Origin of the sequence: Nonomuraea sp. NPDC049421 (assembly GCF_040677005.1) — a bacterium.
GTDB lineage: Bacteria > Actinomycetota > Actinomycetes > Streptosporangiales > Streptosporangiaceae > Nonomuraea > Nonomuraea salmonea.
This window is the reverse complement of sequence record NZ_JBFAQA010000026.1, coordinates 111,282-127,789: the sequence shown is the minus strand read 5'-3', so window position 1 is coordinate 127,789 and position 16,508 is coordinate 111,282. Positions and strand designations below refer to the sequence as shown.

Sequence of the window (16,508 nt, the reverse complement as noted above, 5' to 3'; positions counted from 1 at the left end):
AGTCATTACCGATAGCATGCCGCGTCGTGTACTTAGGTTCCTCTCAGCGCTCCTCCCCCTCTGACGATTCGACAAAGCCGCCTGGTCGCGCGCGGCGTCGCCTGGCACGACGCACAGGGCTGCTCTGCGTGGCGCTTGCGGTCACGGCATGGGTTCTGGTCGTGCTGTCCGGTGCGGTGGGATCGGTGCCGGTGAGCGTGGCGGAGGCGGCTCAGATCGTGATCGGGCATCTGGTTCCGGGGATGCCGTGGATGTCGGACGGGACGTTGACGCCGTTGCAGGATCAGGCGGTGTGGCAGTTCCGGCTGCCGCGAACGCTGCTGGCGGCGCTGGCCGGTGCCGGGTTGGCGCTGGCGGGCGCATTGATGCAGGTCACAGTCCGCAATCCGCTCGCCGAACCCTACATTCTGGGCGTGTCCTCAGGGGCGAGCGTCGGGGCGGTGCTGGTGATCGTGTTCGGCTCGGCCGCTTTGGGCGGGTTGTCGTTGAACGTGGCCGCGTTCGCGGGCGCCTTGGCGGCCTGTGCCGGCGTCGGGGCGTTGGCGCGGAAGGACGGAGCGTTGTCGCCGATGCGGATGATTCTGGCCGGTGTCGCGTTGGGAACCCTGCTGAGCGCGGTGACGAGCTATCTGACGATCTCCACGGACGCGCAGAACGTCGTCAGCGTGCTGTTCTTCCTGCTGGGGAGCGTGTCGGCGGCGTCGATGCCGAGCCTGATCGGCCCGGCCGTCGCGCTCGCGGTGGCCGGGGTGATCGCGGCGCTGCTGGCACGGTCGCTGAACGCGCTGTTGACCGGGGACGAGTCGGCGGTCTCGCTGGGGGTGAACGCCTCCCGGTTGCGCGGGCTGCTGCTGGTGGTGGCGTCGCTGCTGACCGGCACCGTGGTCTCGGTCGCCGGCGGGATCGGGTTCGTCGGGCTGGTCGTCCCGCACATCGCGCGGATCGCGGTGGGTGCGGACCATCGGCGGATGCTGCCGGTGACGGTGCTGGGCGGGGCGGTGTTCCTGATGATCGCAGACCTGCTGGCGCGTACGGTCGCGGCGCCGACGGAGATCCCCCTGGGCATCCTCACCGCATTCGTCGGCGCTCCGTTCTTCCTGTGGCTGATGCGGCGGAACGGGGCCGAGCGTGCGGGGTTCGGCCGATGAGGGTGGAGTTCGACGACGTCACCGTCGCCCTCGGTGGCCGGGACGTGGTGCGACAGGCGTCGCTGACCGTTGAATCGGGCACGGTGGTGGGCCTGGTAGGGCCGAACGGCAGCGGGAAGTCCTCCCTGCTGCGTACGCTCTACCGCGCGCTGAAGCCACGTCAGGGCATGGTGCGTCTCGACGGGCAGGACGTGCAGCGCCTGAGCGGCAGGCAGTCGGCGCGAGCGGTGGCGGTCATGCTCCAGGACCCGGTGACCGACTTCGACCTCAGCGTCCAGGAGACGGTGCTGCTCGGCCGCGCCCCGCACCACGCCTCCTTCGGCCGGGACACCCCCGGCGATATGCGCATCGTGGACGAGGCGATGCGCCGCGCCGAGATCACCGACCTCGGCGACCGCATGGTCGCCACCCTCTCCGGAGGTCAGCGGCAGCGTGTCATGCTCGCCCGCGCTCTCGCGCAGGAGAGCCCCGTGCTGGTGCTGGACGAACCGAGCAACCATCTCGACATCAGCCACCAGCACGAGCTGATGAGCACGGTGCGCAGCCTGGGACGCACCGTGATCGCCGCCCTGCACGACCTGAACCTCGCGACCCAGTACTGCGACCGTGTCGTCGTGCTCGCCGCCGGTCGCATCGTCGCCGCCGGGCCGCCGGCGCAGGTGTTCAGCCCTGAGCTGATCCGCACCACCTTCGGCGTGGACGTCCGCGTCCTCGGCGACCCCGATGAACCTGTCTTCGCCTTCCGCCGCCTCGATGCGAGCGGCGACCCCGCCGACGTGGCCTCCACCCGAACAGAAAGCAGCACACCCATATGACGCGCCCCTCTCGCCTTCCCGCACGTTCCGCCGCCATCGCGAGCGCCGCCGTGGCGTTGCTTCTCGCCGGCTGCGGCACCTCCGTGGCCCCGGCCCCCCCGGGAGCCGGCGCGGCCGCCGCGGTGACGCTGGAGAACTGCGGCCGCAAGGTCGTCGTCAGCGACGCTCCGAAGGCAGCCGTCGGCATGCACCCGGCGCAGACCGAGCTGCTGCTGCGTCTCGGCCTGGCCGACCGCATCGCCGGGCAGGCCCAGGCCAAGGCACAGGCACTGCCGGAGGACGTGGCGCCGCTTGCCGCGGGCATTCCGGTGATCGGCGGAGTCACCCCGCCCAGCCGTGAGGACCTGCTGGCCGTCAAGCCGGACTTCGTCTACTCGCCCACCACCTACGAGTTCACCGCTGAGCAGGGCTTCGCCAGCATCGAGCAGCTCGAGCAGGCCGGAGTCTCCGTCTACGTCGCCAACGGCGGGTGCAAGGACCGGCGTATGACCGGCGAGGTCACGGATCTGTTCACCGATCTGGAGAACATCGGGAAGATCTTCGGCGTGGACGACGCCGCCGCCGGCCTCATCGCGAAGAGCCGGGCCGAGCTCGACAAGGTCGCCAAGGCGCTCGCCGGCGTGAAAAGGCTGCGCGTCGCGCAGGTGTACGTCGACGGCACTACCCTGCAGGCCATCGGCGCCGGCGTCGAGTACGACATCCTTCGCCTGGCGGGGGCGGACAACGTCTACACTCCCGAGCAGCCGGCGTTCGCGAAGTTCTTCGCCGCGACGATCACGCCCGAGTCCCTCGCGGCCGAGCGGCCCGACGCGCTGGTGTTCTCGGTGTACGACGACAAGCACGAGGCCGCGACCCGCAAGTACCTCACCGCTACGTTCCCGGACATGCCGGCGGTGCGCGATGACCGGCTGATCGCGGTCTCCAGCGCCGACGTGTTCCCCGGAACGCTGGGCAACGTCTCGATCGTGCGGCAGATCGCGGAGCGGCTCTACCCCGACGCGTTCTGAGCCGTGATCCGCGCACCGGCCCGGAACGCACGACGTCATGCTCCGGCGCGCGGGCGCAGGGTCCAGCCCTCGCCTGCGTGCCACGCGCGGACGAAGCCGGCGGACAACCCGGGCCGGGCGGCGAACCGGCCGATCAGGTCCTGGATGCGGTCGGCGTCACATCAGGTCTCTGGGGCGATCAGCGAACCGGGCAGCCCCCGGGCCGGGCCTGCGCTCACCGGACCTGGCGGACCTGGCGCTTGAATGTCGTGTAATCTAATGACACGACATTCAATCTGGCAGGGAGCGCGTGATGACCTTCTCAACGGACCCGATCAAGAACATCTCGGTGATCAGCACCGGCTCGGTGGCCATCCGTCCCGAGCACGTGGGGCCGACATGGAAGAACACCTACGTGTGGCTCTTCACCTCCACGCGGTGGACCGCCGCACGGCCGATCAACGTGTACGTGATCGAACACCGCGATGGTGTGGTCCTGTTCGACACCGGGCAGGACCGCGCGTCGGTCACCGACCCGGCCTACTTCCCCGGAGGGCTCAACGGGCTGGTCTACTCACGCCTGGCGAAGTTCGAGATCGGCCCGACCGAGACGCTCGCCGCGGGCCTGTCCGAGCTGGGCTACCGCGTCCAGGACGTGAACACGGCGGTGATCTCCCACCTCCATCAGGACCACATCGGCGGGCTTCCGCTGCTCGGGCACGCCGACATCGTGGTCAGCCGTGACGAATGGAACTCGCTGAGCGCGCCCCTCCCGGAGATGCGCGGTTTGATGCGCTCGCACATCGAGCTTCCCGGGCTGAACTGGAAGCGGGTCGCCCCCGAGCCGCTGGCCGATCCGACGCTGGCGCCCTTCACCGACGGCCACGATCTGTTCGGCGACGGAAGCCTGGTGCTCCTGCCCACCGCCGGCCACACCCCCGGATCGCTGTCGATGCTGGTCCGGCGGCCCGGCCATGCGCCGCTGCTGATGGTCGGCGACCTCACCTACGACGCCGACCTGCTGTTCGCCGGCGAACTGCCGGGCGTGGGAGACAAGAAGCAGATGCGCGACGCCGTGGCCAAGGTCAACGCCTTGCGCCAGAAGATGCCGGACCTGGCCGTCCTGGCGGCTCATGACCCGGCGGCGGCCGACCGCCTGGCCGCCGCGCTCGCGACCGGGGCCGTGGCACATGCGGCCGGCTGAAGAACTGCGCTACCTCATCCTGGCGATCCAGCGTGAAGGCAACCGCCTCCTCGCGACCGAGCTGCGGCCGCTCGGCGTGACCCCCTCCCAGGCCGAGGTCATCCGCGTGCTGGCCGATCACCAGCCGCTGACGCTGCTCGGCTTGGGACAACTGCTCGTCTGCGAGACCGGCGGCAGCCCCAGCCGCCTGGTGGACCGGCTCGTCCTCGCGGGGCTCATCGGCCGCGAGACCGACCCGGCCGATCGGCGGCAGGTCACCCTCGTCCTCACCGAGGAGGGGGAACGCCTCGCCGCCGAGATCGCAGGCGTCGAACAGCGGCTGTACCAGACGATCGACGAACTCATCGAAGGCGCGCCCGTCCAGGAGACCCTCGCGTTGCTCCGCACCTTCGCCGACGCGTTCCCCGCCGGGCAGGCCGTGTCGCGCCGCACCAACCGGAAGGCGACCCCATGAACGCCGTAGAAGAGGCCGTCCTGACCGTCGACGCCTCGCCTGAGCGGGTGCGCGGCCTCCTGCTGGACCCGCTCGCACTGCCCGGATGGAATCCCGCGTTCCACAGCATCGACGGGCCGCCGGAGGCCGCCGTCGGCCATGAGTACCGGATCACCGTCCGGCCTGGGCTGCCGGGTCATTTCGGCTACCAGGACATCCGGCCGGACCTGATCGTCACCGCATGGCAGGTCCCCGGGTTCTCCGAGGAGGGCAACTGGCTCCTGCGCCGGCACGGCGCGCAGACGATCGTCCGGCACGACTTCACGCACACGGGTCCTCTCGCGGCCCTGCTGAGCCGGGCCTATCGCGGAGTCGCCGGACTACGGCTGGAGCGACTCGCGCGGACGGTCGCCGCGAAATCGGCGCCGGTGGGGTAGGTCGCCGCCTGGACGCGCCGCAGGCGGGAAGGCCGCCCCGGCGCCGGATACCGAAAGGCATCTTCAGCACCTCTCCGGTCGGGAGAAGCCGCGGCTGCTGGGGACCAGGGCCGCGGCGGCCGGGGCGAGGAAGCACACCAGCGCGCATCCGGCCAGGACCGGCTGCCAGCCGAAGGCCTCGATGGCCGGGGCGAGGAAGGCGAGGCCGACGGGGGCCAGACCGTAGGAGACGAGGAAGTCGAGTGAGGAGACCCGGGCCAGCAGGCGCGGCTCGACCTCGCGCTGCGTGGCGGTGAACCAGGGCACGTTGAACACCTCGATGCCCAGCCCGGCCAGCGCGTACGCGGCGAATACCACCGCCGGGTGCACCGGGAGCAGCAGGCTGAGCGGCGCGAAGCCGTACAGGGCCAGGCCGGCGAGCGCGGCCCGGCCCTGGGCACGCGGAGTCCAGCGGGCCACGAGCAGCGCGCCGGCGAGGGCGCCGAGGGTGTAGGCGGTGAGCGCCGCCGCCAGGACCGCCTCCGTGCCGTAGCGGTCGCGGCTGACCAGCGGGAGCGCCACGCCGGTGGCCGAGTAGCCGGTGAAGATGACGGCGGCCAGCGCGCCCAGCCCGGCGAGGAACCACGGGTGCCGGCGCGCCTCGCGCACGCCTTCGCCGAACTCCGCGAAGAACCGCACGCCGTCCGCCTCGCGGGCCGGGGCGGGCAGGCCCCGGGGCGGCAGCACGGCGGCGGCCAGCCACAGCAGCCCGGTGCCGATCAGCAGCCACCAGGTGTTCAGGACGGCGGCCAGCAACGCCGTGCCCGCCGGCGCGACGAGGGTGGTGACGCGCACGGCCAGGGTCATGGCGGCGTTGGCCTGCCGGCGGCGACCGGCGTCCACGACCTCGGCCGTGAGCGCCTGGAACGCGGGCCGGCACGCCCCCTGGCCCGCGCCGACGACCGCCGCCGCCACGGCCATGAGCGGGATCGACCGTCCGAGCCCGAGCGCGATGAACGGGGTGGCGAGCGCGGCGGCCAGTCCGGCCCACCACACGACGCCGCGGCGCGAGTACCGATCGGCCAGGACCCCGCTGATCGGCACCGCGGCGAGGAAGCCGACGGTCCGGGTGGCCAGCACGATCCCGAGACCGGCGGCGGTGAGCTCGCGGTCCAGCACGGCGAGCCCCAGCACGAACGGCAGCGCCCAGGTCGCCAGCCCCGAGGCGGTGGTGCCGCACCACAGCCGAAGAAACCGCCTCTCGCGCAGGATGGACCGCGCCGCGGACGGCGACGTCTCCGAGCCGGTGGTCATCGGTGCGCTCACAGGTGGCCTCCTCCAAGGGGACGGGGGACGAACGAGACTTGTGATCTACAACATGCTCCGGTACTCACCCGGTCACGTCTGGAGCTCACGCAGGTATTTCGCGAACCCTTCCAGGCCGTCGATGTTGCGCGGCCCGCTGATGCCCTCGTTGTAGTCCAGGACGTAGAAACGATCGTTGACCACGGCGGGCAGCTTGCTGGTGGTGGGGAACTCCTTCAAGAACTTGATCTTCTCCGTGGCGGGCTTGTCCCCGTAGTCCAGGATGACGATGACTTCCGGCTTGGCCTCGACCACGGCCTCCCAGGTGACCTCGCCCCACCGCGCGTCCAGGTCGCCGAAGATGTTGCGGCCGCCGGCGAAGCGGATGATGTCGGTGGGCGGCACCTGGCTGCCCGCGGTGAACGGCTTGTCCGTGCCCGAGTCGTACAGGAAGACAGGAGTCGGGTCGCCCTTGGGCGCCTGCGCCTGGACCGCTTCGACGCGCTTGCGGTAGCCGGCGATCAGTTCCTGGGCCCTGGCCTCGACGCCGAAGATCTTGCCGAGGCGTTCGAGGTCGGTGTAGAGGGCCTCGAACGGCGCCACCCGCTCGGGGTGGCCGGGATAGTTGAAGCACGACTCGGTGTGCATGAAGCTCTGGATCTTCAGCCCGTCGAGGATCTCGGGGGTGATGCCGCGCTGGTCGCTGAAGCCGGAGCGCCAGCCGGCGACCACGAAGTCGGCCTTGGCGTCCACGACGAGCTCCCGGTTGAGCAGGTCGTCGCTGAGGAACTTCACCTTGGCGTACTCGGCCGCCCAGGGCGACTCGGTGACCGGCGGGTTGGCGGGTGGCATCACGTAGCCGTGCACGTGCCGGGTCAGGCCGAGGGCGAACAGCTTGTCGGCGCTGCCGCCCTCGTAGACGACGGCCCGGCGGGGCGTGGTGTACCGGACGTCCTCGCCGCACCTCTTGACCGTCACCGTGCGCGCGGCGCTCGCGCCGCCCTCCACCTGCGCGCCGCATCCGGCGAGCAGGAGCGCGCCGGTCAGGAGCACGGCGGTGGTGCGTCTGTTCACTTCTGGTTTCCTTTCATGGTCGTGGCCGTGCCCAGGTCGTAGAGCACCTGGGGGACCCCGGTGAGCGGATGGGGGACGACGCTCGCCTCGACGCCGAACGCCTCGCGCAGGAGCTCCTCGGTGAGCACCTCGGCGGGCGGGCCGCACGCGACGAGGACGCCGTGGGAGAGCACGGCGAGCCGGTCGCAGGCGGAGGCGGCCAGGTTGAGGTCGTGCAGGGTGACCAGCACGCTCAGCGCGGCGCCCCTGAGCATCGACAGCAGCCGGATCTGGTGGTGCAGGTCGAGATGGTTGGTCGGCTCGTCGAGCACGAGCAGCCGGGGTTCCTGGACGAGCGCCCGGGCGACCAGGACGCGCTGGCGTTCCCCGCCGGACAACGACAGCACGCCACGGCCGGCCAGGTGCAGCACCTCCATCCGCGTCATCGCCTGGCGGCACAGCTCACGTTCGCGGGCGCTGAGCGCCTGGTTGCCGCGCAGGTGAGGGGCACGGCCGAGGGCGACGACCTCCTCGACCGTGAAGTCCAGGTCCGCCCGCCCCTCCTGGGTGAGGGCGGCGATGACCCGGGCGCTGTCGCGCAGCGGCAGCTGCGACAGGTCCCTGCCGTCGATGAGGACCGCGCCGCCGCTGGGCCGCAACGCGCGGTACACGCAGCGCAGCGCCGTCGTCTTGCCCGAGCCGTTGGGCCCGACCAGCCCCACCACCTCCCCGTCGCCGACGGCGAGCGACAGCTCCTTGACGATGGGGGCGCCGTCGATGGACACCGAGAGATCGTCCAGCAGCAGGCGGGTCATCAGCGGCCTCCGAACAGGTAGCCTCGGCGGCGCAGCAGGACGACGAAGACCGGCACGCCGACCAGCGCGGTGATCACGCCCAGTGGCAGCTCGCGGGGCGCCACCAGGGTCCTGGCCACCAGGTCGGCCCAGACCATGAAGATCGCCCCGGCCAGCGGGGCGATGGTGAGCACGCGTACGTGTGCCGCCCCGGCCCACAGCCGCACCAGGTGCGGCATGACCAGCCCGACGAAGCCGATCGCGCCGCTGACCGCGACCATCGCGCCCGTGGCCAGCGAGGTCAGCACGAACAGGCCCTTGCGGAGCCTGACGGTGTCCACGCCCAGGCTCACGGACGTCTCGTCGCCCAGGGCGAGCACGTCCAGGCTCCGCCCGGAGCGGCGCAGCACCACGACGGTGACCACGGTGACGACCGCCACGACCGGGAGCGCTCCCCAGGTCGCCGCGCCGAAGCCGCCCATCGACCAGAACAGCACCGTGCTGGTCGACTCGCCGTCCGGGACGAAGTACACGATCAGGCTCATCACGGCCTGGAAGCCGAACGCCATCGCCACCCCGGTGAGCACCAGCCGCAACGGCGACAGCCCACCGGCGCCGCGCGAGGCCAGGTAGACCAGGGCGGAGACGAGCAGCGCGCCGAGGAACGCGCCGGCCGACACCGCGTAGATCCCCAGGGCGGTGAGCGCGCCGGTGGCGCTGACCAGAACCGCTCCGGCCGACGCCCCGGACGACACGCCGAGCACGAACGGGTCGGCCAGCGCGTTGCGCACCATCGCCTGGATGGCCACGCCGACCACGCTGAGCCCGGCGCCCACCAGCACCGCCAGCAGCACGCGCGGGGTCCGTACCTGCCAGATGATCTGGTACGCGGTGACCTCCTCGGCCGTGATCGAGCCGCCGGTCACCGCCGCCCACAGGTAGCGCAGCGTCTCCCCCGGCGGCACGGCCGCGGCGCCGAGACCTATCGCCAGCAGCATCGACACCGCGAGGACACCGGCCAGCGGAACGACGATCAGCGGCATGGCCGGCCCCGCCGCTCTACCGGTGGGTGGATCTTCAGCTCCCGGGACCTCCGGCGACGATGCGACGCCGGAGTCCGAAGAACCTGACTCGCGCAACGATCTCAAGGACACTCCCGAAAATGAGAATCATTTCCGGCAGACCGTATCACCACGCCCGGCTTCCGCCACTATCGGGCGTAAGCGGTGAGACAGCCGCGCTAGTCTGCTGCCGCGTACCTGAGTGCGGGCGGGAGGGTGATGGCGCAGCCGAGTACGGCGGACCGGCCGGTCCCGGAGGGTGGCCGGCCGCCGGAGTCCCAGGCACGACGGGGCTCGGCCGGATCCCGGCTGCCGTGGGCGTTCATGATCCTGGTGGCCCTGCTGGTGGCGGGGCGCTTCCTGCTCGCCCCCCACCTGACCCATCCGGCGCTGCAGACCTGGGCGACCGTGTTCGTGGCGGTGTGCGTGCAGGCGCTGCCGTTCCTGGTGCTGGGAGTGGCGCTGTCTGCGGCCATCACCGCCTTCGTGCCCGCCTCGTTCTGGACGCGGGCGCTGCCCCGGCGCCCCTACGCGGCGGTGCCGGTGGCGGGCCTGGCCGGAGCGGTGCTGCCCGGTTGCGAGTGCGCGTCGGTGCCGGTGGCCTCCGGGCTGATGGCCCGCGGGGTGGCGCCGCCGGCGGCGCTGGCGTTCCTGCTGGCCTCCCCGGCGATCAACCCGGTCGTGCTGGTGGCCACCGCGGTGGCCTTCCCCGACGATCCGGCGATGGTGGTGGCCAGGTTCGGCGCCTCGCTGGCCGTGGCCGTACTGGCGGGCTGGATCTGGGCCCGGTTCGGGCGCGCCGCGTGGCTGCCGGCGCCCCGCCGAACCGCGGGGACCGGCGAGGGCAAGGTGAGCGTCTTCGTGGACGGGATGCGTCATGACCTGCTGCACGCCGGCGGGTTCCTGGTGGTCGGCGCGCTGGCGGCGGCAACCCTGAACGTGGTGATCCCCCGCGACTGGCTGGCCGCGGTGGCCGGGGTGCCGGTCGTGTCCGTGCTGGTGCTGGCGTTCCTGGCGGTGCTGCTGTCGATCTGCTCGGAGGCGGACGCGTTCGTGGCGGCGTCGTTCACGGCGTTCTCCCCCACGGCCAAGCTGGCGTTCCTGGTGGTCGGGCCGATGGTGGACCTGAAGCTCATCGCCTTGCAGGCGGGCACGTTCGGCCGGGCCTTCGCCTGGCGTTTCGCGCCGCTCACGCTGGTCCTCGGGATCGGGGTCAGCTTCGTCGCGGGCCTGGCGCTGTCGTGAGCCGCCAGGCGCAGGGCGCCGTGCTGCTGATCCTGGGCGCGACGGTGCTGAGCATCTCCGCGTTCTCCACGACGTACGTCAACTACGTCAAGCCGGGATTCCGGCCGCTGCTCGTGGGGGCCGGTGCGGTGCTGGTGGTCGTCGGCCTGCTGTCCGTCGTCAGCGGCCTGCTGGACCGGCCGGGCGCCCACCGGCACGGGCCGCGGGTGGCGTGGCTGCTGGCCGTGCCGGTGTTCGCCATCGTGCTGATCGCCCCGCCCGCGCTCGGCGCCTTCGCGGCCAGGCAGAGTGACGGCCCACCGGCGCTCGCCAGGAACGGGACCTACGACGCGCTGGCCGGGGGCGAGGTGACGGAGCTGACGCTGGGCGAGTTCATCGGCCGCACCTACGCGCGGCCGGGGCCGTCGCCGGCCGGCAGGACGGTCAGGCTGGTCGGCTTCGCCGTGCCGGCCGAGGACGGCGGGGGCTGGTACCTGACCCGGATGCAGGTGCGCTGCTGCGCCGCCGACGCGCTCGCGCTGGAGGTGGCCGTCCAGGGGGTGGCCGCTCCGGCCGAGGACTCGTGGGTGGCGGTCACGGGCACCTGGATTCCGTGGCGGGACGGGATACCGGATGACTACATGGTCCCGGCCCTGAAGGCGACCGCCGTGACCGCCGTCGCGCGGCCGGCGGAGCCGTACGAATAGAGGTCTCGCCGGTGAACCGGGTCGCGCAGAACCTGCTGCTCCTCCTGCTCGGCGGGGCGCTGTTGAAGATCTCCGTCTTCTCCGCGGACGTCGCCAACTATGTCAAACCGGGGTTCCGGCCGCTGGTGATCACGGCGGGCGTGGCGCTGGTCGTCCTGGCGGTGGCCGCCCAGGCTCTGGACCACCGCGGGAGCAGGAGCGCGGCGCGCCGAACGGAGATCCGCCGCGCCCGCGCGGCCGAGGAGGCGCATCTGGCGGCACTGATCGGCCGTGACCCGGTCGTTCCCGCACCCGAGCACGAGCGCGAGCACGCAGGAGGGCACGCAGGAGGGCACGGGGTGGCGTGGTCGCTGGTGGCCCCGCTCGCGGTGATCTTCCTGATCGCTCCTCCGGCACTCGGCTCGTTCGCCGTACGGCAGGCCGAGCAGACCCCCCATGTTCCTCCACCGACTCTCGTCGAGGCCCGGTCCATCGTGCTGAAGGACGGCCGGGTGAACGTGCTGAGCATGCTCGAGTTCGCCCATCTGGCATGGGACGACCCCAGCGGATCGCTGCGGGGCAAGACCGTCCGGCTGACCGGTTTCGCCGTGCCGTCGGGCCGGGACGACGGCTGGTACCTGACGCGCATGCGGATCGGCTGCTGCGCCGCCGACGCCCTCACGATGCAGGTCATGGTGAAGGGTGTCCCCGAGCCCAAGACCGATGCGTGGGTGCGGGTGACCGGCGCCTGGATTCCGCAGAAAGCTCGTGGGACGGACGCCTACTCTCCGCCCGAGATGAGCGCTTCCCGCGTGGAGCGGGTGGCGGTGCCCGACGAACCGTATGAATGAGCCTGGCTGAGCGATCTGACCGCCTGATCCATCCGGGGTGACGGGTTACGCGAATCGTCCGACAATGATTATCATTTGCTCGACTTGTCAGGACATCGACCGTGAAGGGTGAGGCATGTCCTCTGCTCGAGTTCCCTCGGTACTGGCGCCCGCTCGTACCATCCTGATCGGATGTGGTGTTCTGACCGGGATCAGCGCGCTGGCCGGGATGGCGCCGCTGATCGCGGTGGTCGAGATCAGCCGGCGGCTGCTGCACGGGGACACCGACGTGTGGCCGGTCATCGTGGTCGCACTCGTCGCGCTGGCCGTCAAGCAGCTCGGCACGTTCGGCGCGGGAGTGCTGACCCATCTCGCCGACATCCGGGTGTCGTTCAAGATCCGGCGGGAGCTGCTGGGCAAGCTGCGCCGGCTGCCGCTGGGCTGGTTCACCGACCGCAACTCCGGGATCGTGAAGAAGACGGTCGAAGACGACGTCGCCGCGCTGCACCAGCTCATCGCGCACTCCGTGGTGGAGGTGACCGCCGCCGCCGTCCCCGTGGTGGTCGCCATCGGCTACCTGCTCGTCGTGGACTGGCGGATGGCGGTGATCAGCCTGGTCCCGCTGGCCGCCGGGCTGGTGGTGTACCAGCGGGCGATGGCCGGGGCGGGGACGAAATACCCGGAGTTCATGGCGTGGCTGACCCGGCTGAGCGGGGCGGCGGTCGAGTTCGTCAACGGCATCGGGGTCGTCAAGGCCTTCGGCACGCCGGGAGAGGCCGGCCGCCGCTTCCAGGAGGTGTCCCGAAATTTCGCCCGCTTCTTCCTCGACTGGGCCAGGGCCACGACCACCGCCTCGGTCATCGCGGAGATCCTGCTGTCGCCGCCCAGCGTGCTCGTCGTCATGGTGGGCGCCGGCGGCGCACTCACCGCCGCCGGGTGGTTGCCGCTGACGAGCTTCCTGGCGTTCCTGGTGTTCGGGACGGTCACCACCGCCGGGTTGATGACGGTCATGATGTCGATCCACCCGCTGGTCACGGCACTGAGCGTGGCGCGCGGCATCGGCGAGGTGCTCGCCACCCCCGAGCTGCCCGTCCCGGCGAGACCGGTCGCGCCCGACCCCGCCGCTCCCGGCCCGGTCGTGCGGATGCGCGGGGTGCGCTTCGCCTACGGCGACACGGTCGCGCTCGACGGCGTGGACCTGGAGCTCCACCGGGGCACGGTGACGGCGCTGGTCGGCCCGTCCGGGTCGGGCAAGTCCACCCTGGCCAAGCTGCTGCCCCGCTTCGACGACCCGCAGCAGGGCTCCGTCGAGCTGTACGGCACCGACCTGCGCGACCTCGACCCGGCCGAGCTGTACCGGCACGTCGCGTTCGTCTTCCAGGACCCGGCGCTCCTGCGCATGAGCATCCGCGACAACATCCGCCTGGCCCGCCCGGACGCCTGCGACGCCGAGGTGCGGGCGGCGGCGGCCAAGGCGCAGATCCTCGACCGCCTCGACGAGCTGCCGCGCGGCCTGGACTCGGTGGCGGGCGAGGACGCCGAGCTGTCCGGCGGCGAGCGGCAGCGAGTCTGCATCGCCCGCGCGATCCTCGCCGACCGGCCGGTCCTCGTCCTGGACGAGGCGACCGCCGGCGCGGACCCCGAGAACGAGGCCCGCATTCAGGACGCGCTCGGCGAGGTCGCGCGCGGGCGCACCGTGCTGGTCATCGCGCACCGGCTGAGCACGATCCGCGGCGCCGGCCGGATCGTGGTCCTCGACGAGGGCCGGGTGGTGGAGCGAGGCCGGCACGAGGAGCTGCTGGCCCACCGGGGCCTGTACTTCCGCCTGTGGGAGCACGACCAGCGCGCCCGCCAGGACACCGCCGAACGGCTGGAGGCCGGCCGATGATCGCCATGATCCGCTACCTGGACGAGCTGCTCGACGCCCGCGGGCGCCGCCGCCTGCGCGCCATGCTCGCCGCCCAGGCCGGGCAGGGCGTGCTGCAGGGGCTGGGCTTCCTGCTGGTGGCCCCGCTGGTGGCCGCACTCACCAGCGGGGCGGCCGACTGGGACCGCTTCTGGCTCTGGGCGGGCGCCATCGCCGCGGCGGTCGCCGCGCACCACGCGCTGCTCGCCTGGAGCACCTCCTTGGGGTACGTCGTCGGCACCGACGTGCTGACCGGCTTCCACACCCGCCTCGGCAATCACCTTGCCACGCTGCCGATCGGCTGGTTCCGCGGCGACCGCATCGGCCCGATCGGGCGCATGCTCGGCAAGGGCACCATGGACGTCGCCAACATCCCCGCCCACCTGCTACGCCACGTCGTCGTCGGCGTCACCGCCCCGGCCACCATGATCATCGGCAGTTTCCTGCTCGACTGGCGGATCGGCCTGGCCTTCGCCGCCGGAGCGGTGCTGTGCGCGCTCGCCCTGCGCCTGCTCATGGTCATCGTGCGGCGCAACGACGACGACTATGAGCACGACATCGGCGTCAGCGCCTCCCGCATCGTCGAGTACGCCCGCCGCCAGCCCACCCTGCGCGCCTACGGCGTGCTCGACCGGCCCGAAGCCGGCACCCTGGAGGAGTCGCTGATCCGCCAGCAGGGCTCGCAGTCACGGCTCACCATCCGGGGCGCATGGGGCATGATCGCCTTCTTCGGCACCCTGCAACTGGCGATCACCGCGGTGATCGGGCTCACGGTCATGTTCACCCTGCAGGGCACCATGACCATCGCGGTGATGATCGGCATGATGATCGTCACTCTCCGGATGCTCGACCCGATCTCCCAGCTCGGCGAGCTGGCCGGCACCGTGCAGGTCAACGCCGACACCATCGCCCGCGTACGGGCGCTGCTGGCGGTGCCGCCGCTGCCCGAACCGGCCGCGCCCGCCGAGCCCACCGGCACCGGCATCGAGCTGCGCGGCGTCCGCTTCCGCTACGACGATCTCGACGACGGGGGCCCCGCCGTCCTGGACGGCATCGACGTGACGATTCCCGCCGGCAGCTTCACCGCCGTCGTGGGTCCGTCCGGCGCGGGCAAGAGCACCCTGCTCAAGCTGCTCGGCCGCTTCTTCGACGTCACCGAAGGCACGATCCGCATCGGCGGCCGGGACGTGCGCGAGCTGGGCAGCGCCGGCGTCTCCCGCCTGACCGCCCAGGTCTTCCAGGACGTCTACCTGTTCGAGGGCACCATCGCCGACAACCTGCGCATGGCCGCGCCCGGCGCGAGCGACACCGACCTCGACCGGGTCGCCCGCATCGCCCGCCTGGACGAGGTCGTGGAGCGTCTTCCCGGCGGCTGGAACACCCGCGTCGGCGAGGCCGGCTCCACGCTGTCCGGCGGCGAGAAGCAGCGCGTCTCGATCGCCCGCGCCCTGCTCAAAGACGCCCCGATCGTGCTGCTGGACGAGGCCACCGCCGCCCTCGACCCGGCCAACGAGGCCGCCGTCGCCGACGCCATCGCCGAGCTGGCCCGCGACCGCACCGTCATCGTCGTCGCCCACCGCCTGTCCACCGTCATCGCCGCCGACCGCATCCTCGTCCTCGACCAGGGCCGGATCACCGAGCACGGCGACCACGACACCCTGCTCACCGCCGGCGGCACCTACGCGCGCTTCTGGCACGAGCGCCTGCGCGCCCGCGGCTGGCAGCTCACCCCGGAAGGAACCTCATGACATCCGCCGGCATCGCCGCCGTCTTCGACACTGCCGCCACTCAGTACGCAGCGGTCTCACCGCTGCTGTGGAACCCGATGGGCGAGGCCACCGTCGCGACCGCCGGGATCCGCTCCGGCGAACGCGTTCTGGACGTGTGCTGCGGCACGGGCGCCTCGGCCGTCCCGGCCGCGCGGGCCGCCGGGCCGCACGGCCACGTGGACGCCATCGACCTCGCCGCGGAACTCCTCGCCCACGGCCGCCGCCGCGCCGCCGCAGAAGGTCTGCGGAACGTGCGCTTCATCCAAGCCGACGCGACCACGTGGCAGGACCGGCCCTACGACGTGGTGCAGTGCGTCCACGGCGTCTTCTTCCTGCCGGACATGGACGTCTCCGTCACCCGTCTGACCGGCCTGCTGCGGCCCGGCGGGCGGCTGGCCGTCACCACCTGGGCCCAGGGCGCCATGGAGAACTTCGGCCGCCTGTTCGCCGAAGCCGTCGAGCACGTACGGCGAGCCCCGGTGGCTCCCCCCACCAGCAGGCAGGCGGCGTCCAGGATCGACACCGAGGATGACCTGCACACCTACATGACCGCCCGCGGGCTGACGCGGGTCGTCGTGACCCGCTTCCCCCTGCGCATCCCCCTGGACAGCGCAGTCGCCTGGCAGGTGGTGCTCGGCAGCGGCTTCCGCGGCATGCTCACCGGCCTGGCGGAACCCGCCGTCGACCACGTGCGCTCCGCCTTCGGACGCCTCCTGCGCGAGCGGGGCATGACCGGCCTGGACGCCACGTCTCTCATCGGCGTGGGCACACGCCCCTGATCGACGGCGCCACCGGATCACCTTGCCGCCCAGGGCGGCGGCGTCGCTCAGCGGAGTGATCGGCCCCGTGCGTGAACCATGCGGCCAGCGTGATCACCG

At 72.0% G+C, this 16,508-nt stretch carries 16 protein-coding genes; 12 read left to right on the top strand and 4 right to left on the bottom strand.

The features are described from left to right. Positions 1 to 128 precede the first annotated feature (128 nt). The 6 genes from AB0K18_RS35845 to AB0K18_RS35820 all read left to right on the top strand — a co-directional run bounded on the left by AB0K18_RS35845 (position 129) and on the right by AB0K18_RS35820 (position 5,023). The gene (locus AB0K18_RS35845; protein ID WP_364923602.1) at positions 129 to 1,148 is read left to right on the top strand and encodes an iron ABC transporter permease; all 1,020 of its coding nucleotides are present in this window, start codon (positions 129 to 131) and stop codon (positions 1,146 to 1,148) included. Continuing rightward, positions 1,145 to 1,963 (top strand): ABC transporter ATP-binding protein, encoded by an 819-nt coding sequence (locus tag AB0K18_RS35840; RefSeq protein WP_364923599.1) that lies wholly within the window; start codon positions 1,145 to 1,147, stop codon positions 1,961 to 1,963. The genes AB0K18_RS35845 and AB0K18_RS35840 overlap by 4 nt, the downstream gene beginning before the upstream one ends. Beyond that, the gene (locus AB0K18_RS35835; RefSeq protein WP_364923596.1) at positions 1,960 to 2,970 is read left to right on the top strand and encodes an ABC transporter substrate-binding protein; all 1,011 of its coding nucleotides are present in this window, start codon (positions 1,960 to 1,962) and stop codon (positions 2,968 to 2,970) included. Before AB0K18_RS35840 ends, AB0K18_RS35835 begins: the two co-directional genes overlap by 4 nt. Before the next feature lie 292 nt (positions 2,971 to 3,262). After that, entirely contained in the window at positions 3,263 to 4,153 is an 891-nt protein-coding gene (locus AB0K18_RS35830) for an N-acyl homoserine lactonase family protein (protein ID WP_364923593.1), read from the top strand. Beyond that, entirely contained in the window at positions 4,140 to 4,607 is a 468-nt protein-coding gene (locus AB0K18_RS35825) for a MarR family winged helix-turn-helix transcriptional regulator (protein WP_364923590.1), read from the top strand. The genes AB0K18_RS35830 and AB0K18_RS35825 overlap by 14 nt, the downstream gene beginning before the upstream one ends. Beyond that, entirely contained in the window at positions 4,604 to 5,023 is a 420-nt protein-coding gene (locus AB0K18_RS35820; RefSeq protein WP_364923587.1) for a hypothetical protein, read from the top strand. The genes AB0K18_RS35825 and AB0K18_RS35820 overlap by 4 nt, the downstream gene beginning before the upstream one ends. Before the next feature lie 63 nt (positions 5,024 to 5,086). On the opposite strand, the gene AB0K18_RS35815 is transcribed toward AB0K18_RS35820, so the two are convergent. From AB0K18_RS35815 to AB0K18_RS35800, 4 genes are all read right to left on the bottom strand, one after another. Continuing rightward, entirely contained in the window at positions 5,087 to 6,316 is a 1,230-nt protein-coding gene (locus tag AB0K18_RS35815; protein WP_364923723.1) for an MFS transporter, read from the bottom strand. A gap of 84 nt (positions 6,317 to 6,400) precedes the next feature. Beyond that, the gene (locus AB0K18_RS35810) at positions 6,401 to 7,381 is read right to left on the bottom strand and encodes an ABC transporter substrate-binding protein (RefSeq protein WP_364923585.1); all 981 of its coding nucleotides are present in this window, start codon (positions 7,379 to 7,381) and stop codon (positions 6,401 to 6,403) included. Continuing rightward, positions 7,378 to 8,175 carry an ABC transporter ATP-binding protein gene (locus AB0K18_RS35805; protein ID WP_364923583.1) on the bottom strand — a complete coding sequence of 266 codons (798 nt, stop codon included), beginning with the start codon at positions 8,173 to 8,175 and terminating at the stop codon, positions 7,378 to 7,380. The genes AB0K18_RS35810 and AB0K18_RS35805 overlap by 4 nt, the downstream gene beginning before the upstream one ends. Continuing rightward, entirely contained in the window at positions 8,175 to 9,197 is a 1,023-nt protein-coding gene (locus AB0K18_RS35800; protein WP_364923580.1) for an iron ABC transporter permease, read from the bottom strand. Before AB0K18_RS35800 ends, AB0K18_RS35805 begins: the two co-directional genes overlap by 1 nt. Before the next feature lie 237 nt (positions 9,198 to 9,434). Here AB0K18_RS35800 and AB0K18_RS35795 point away from each other — a divergent pair, with 237 nt between their 5' ends. From AB0K18_RS35795 to AB0K18_RS35770, 6 genes are all read left to right on the top strand, one after another. After that, complete coding sequence (locus tag AB0K18_RS35795) at positions 9,435 to 10,460, top strand: permease (protein ID WP_364923577.1); 1,026 nt, start codon at positions 9,435 to 9,437, stop codon at positions 10,458 to 10,460. Beyond that, positions 10,457 to 11,146 carry a TIGR03943 family protein gene (locus AB0K18_RS35790; protein ID WP_364923574.1) on the top strand — a complete coding sequence of 230 codons (690 nt, stop codon included), beginning with the start codon at positions 10,457 to 10,459 and terminating at the stop codon, positions 11,144 to 11,146. The genes AB0K18_RS35795 and AB0K18_RS35790 overlap by 4 nt, the downstream gene beginning before the upstream one ends. A gap of 11 nt (positions 11,147 to 11,157) precedes the next feature. Continuing rightward, entirely contained in the window at positions 11,158 to 11,976 is an 819-nt protein-coding gene (locus AB0K18_RS35785) for a TIGR03943 family protein (RefSeq protein ID WP_364923571.1), read from the top strand. Between the two features lie 115 nt (positions 11,977 to 12,091). Next, positions 12,092 to 13,843, top strand: a complete 1,752-nt coding sequence (locus AB0K18_RS35780; protein ID WP_364923569.1) for an ABC transporter ATP-binding protein — start codon at positions 12,092 to 12,094, stop codon at positions 13,841 to 13,843. Continuing rightward, positions 13,840 to 15,609 carry an ABC transporter ATP-binding protein gene (locus AB0K18_RS35775; protein WP_364923566.1) on the top strand — a complete coding sequence of 590 codons (1,770 nt, stop codon included), beginning with the start codon at positions 13,840 to 13,842 and terminating at the stop codon, positions 15,607 to 15,609. The genes AB0K18_RS35780 and AB0K18_RS35775 overlap by 4 nt, the downstream gene beginning before the upstream one ends. Further along, positions 15,606 to 16,409: a class I SAM-dependent methyltransferase gene (locus AB0K18_RS35770; RefSeq protein ID WP_364923563.1), complete on the top strand. Its 804-nt coding sequence runs from the start codon at positions 15,606 to 15,608 to the stop codon at positions 16,407 to 16,409. The genes AB0K18_RS35775 and AB0K18_RS35770 overlap by 4 nt, the downstream gene beginning before the upstream one ends. Positions 16,410 to 16,508 lie beyond the last annotated feature (99 nt).

Bases quoted from the DNA above. Each gene is read 5' to 3' on its own strand.
- AB0K18_RS35840 (WP_364923599.1), top strand. From the start codon at position 1,145: ATGAGGGTGGAGTTCGACGACGTCACCGTCGCCCTCGGTGGCCGGGAC.
- AB0K18_RS35835 (WP_364923596.1), top strand. From the start codon at position 1,960: ATGACGCGCCCCTCTCGCCTTCCCGCACGTTCCGCCGCCATCGCGAGC.
- AB0K18_RS35830 (WP_364923593.1), top strand. From the start codon at position 3,263: ATGACCTTCTCAACGGACCCGATCAAGAACATCTCGGTGATCAGCACC.
- AB0K18_RS35825 (WP_364923590.1), top strand. From the start codon at position 4,140: ATGCGGCCGGCTGAAGAACTGCGCTACCTCATCCTGGCGATCCAGCGT.
- AB0K18_RS35820 (WP_364923587.1), top strand. From the start codon at position 4,604: ATGAACGCCGTAGAAGAGGCCGTCCTGACCGTCGACGCCTCGCCTGAG.
- AB0K18_RS35815 (WP_364923723.1), bottom strand. From the start codon at position 6,316: ATGACCACCGGCTCGGAGACGTCGCCGTCCGCGGCGCGGTCCATCCTG.
- AB0K18_RS35805 (WP_364923583.1), bottom strand. From the start codon at position 8,175: ATGACCCGCCTGCTGCTGGACGATCTCTCGGTGTCCATCGACGGCGCC.
- AB0K18_RS35800 (WP_364923580.1), bottom strand. From the start codon at position 9,197: ATGCCGCTGATCGTCGTTCCGCTGGCCGGTGTCCTCGCGGTGTCGATG.
- AB0K18_RS35795 (WP_364923577.1), top strand. From the start codon at position 9,435: ATGGCGCAGCCGAGTACGGCGGACCGGCCGGTCCCGGAGGGTGGCCGG.
- AB0K18_RS35780 (WP_364923569.1), top strand. From the start codon at position 12,092: ATGTCCTCTGCTCGAGTTCCCTCGGTACTGGCGCCCGCTCGTACCATC.
- AB0K18_RS35775 (WP_364923566.1), top strand. From the start codon at position 13,840: ATGATCGCCATGATCCGCTACCTGGACGAGCTGCTCGACGCCCGCGGG.
- AB0K18_RS35770 (WP_364923563.1), top strand. From the start codon at position 15,606: ATGACATCCGCCGGCATCGCCGCCGTCTTCGACACTGCCGCCACTCAG.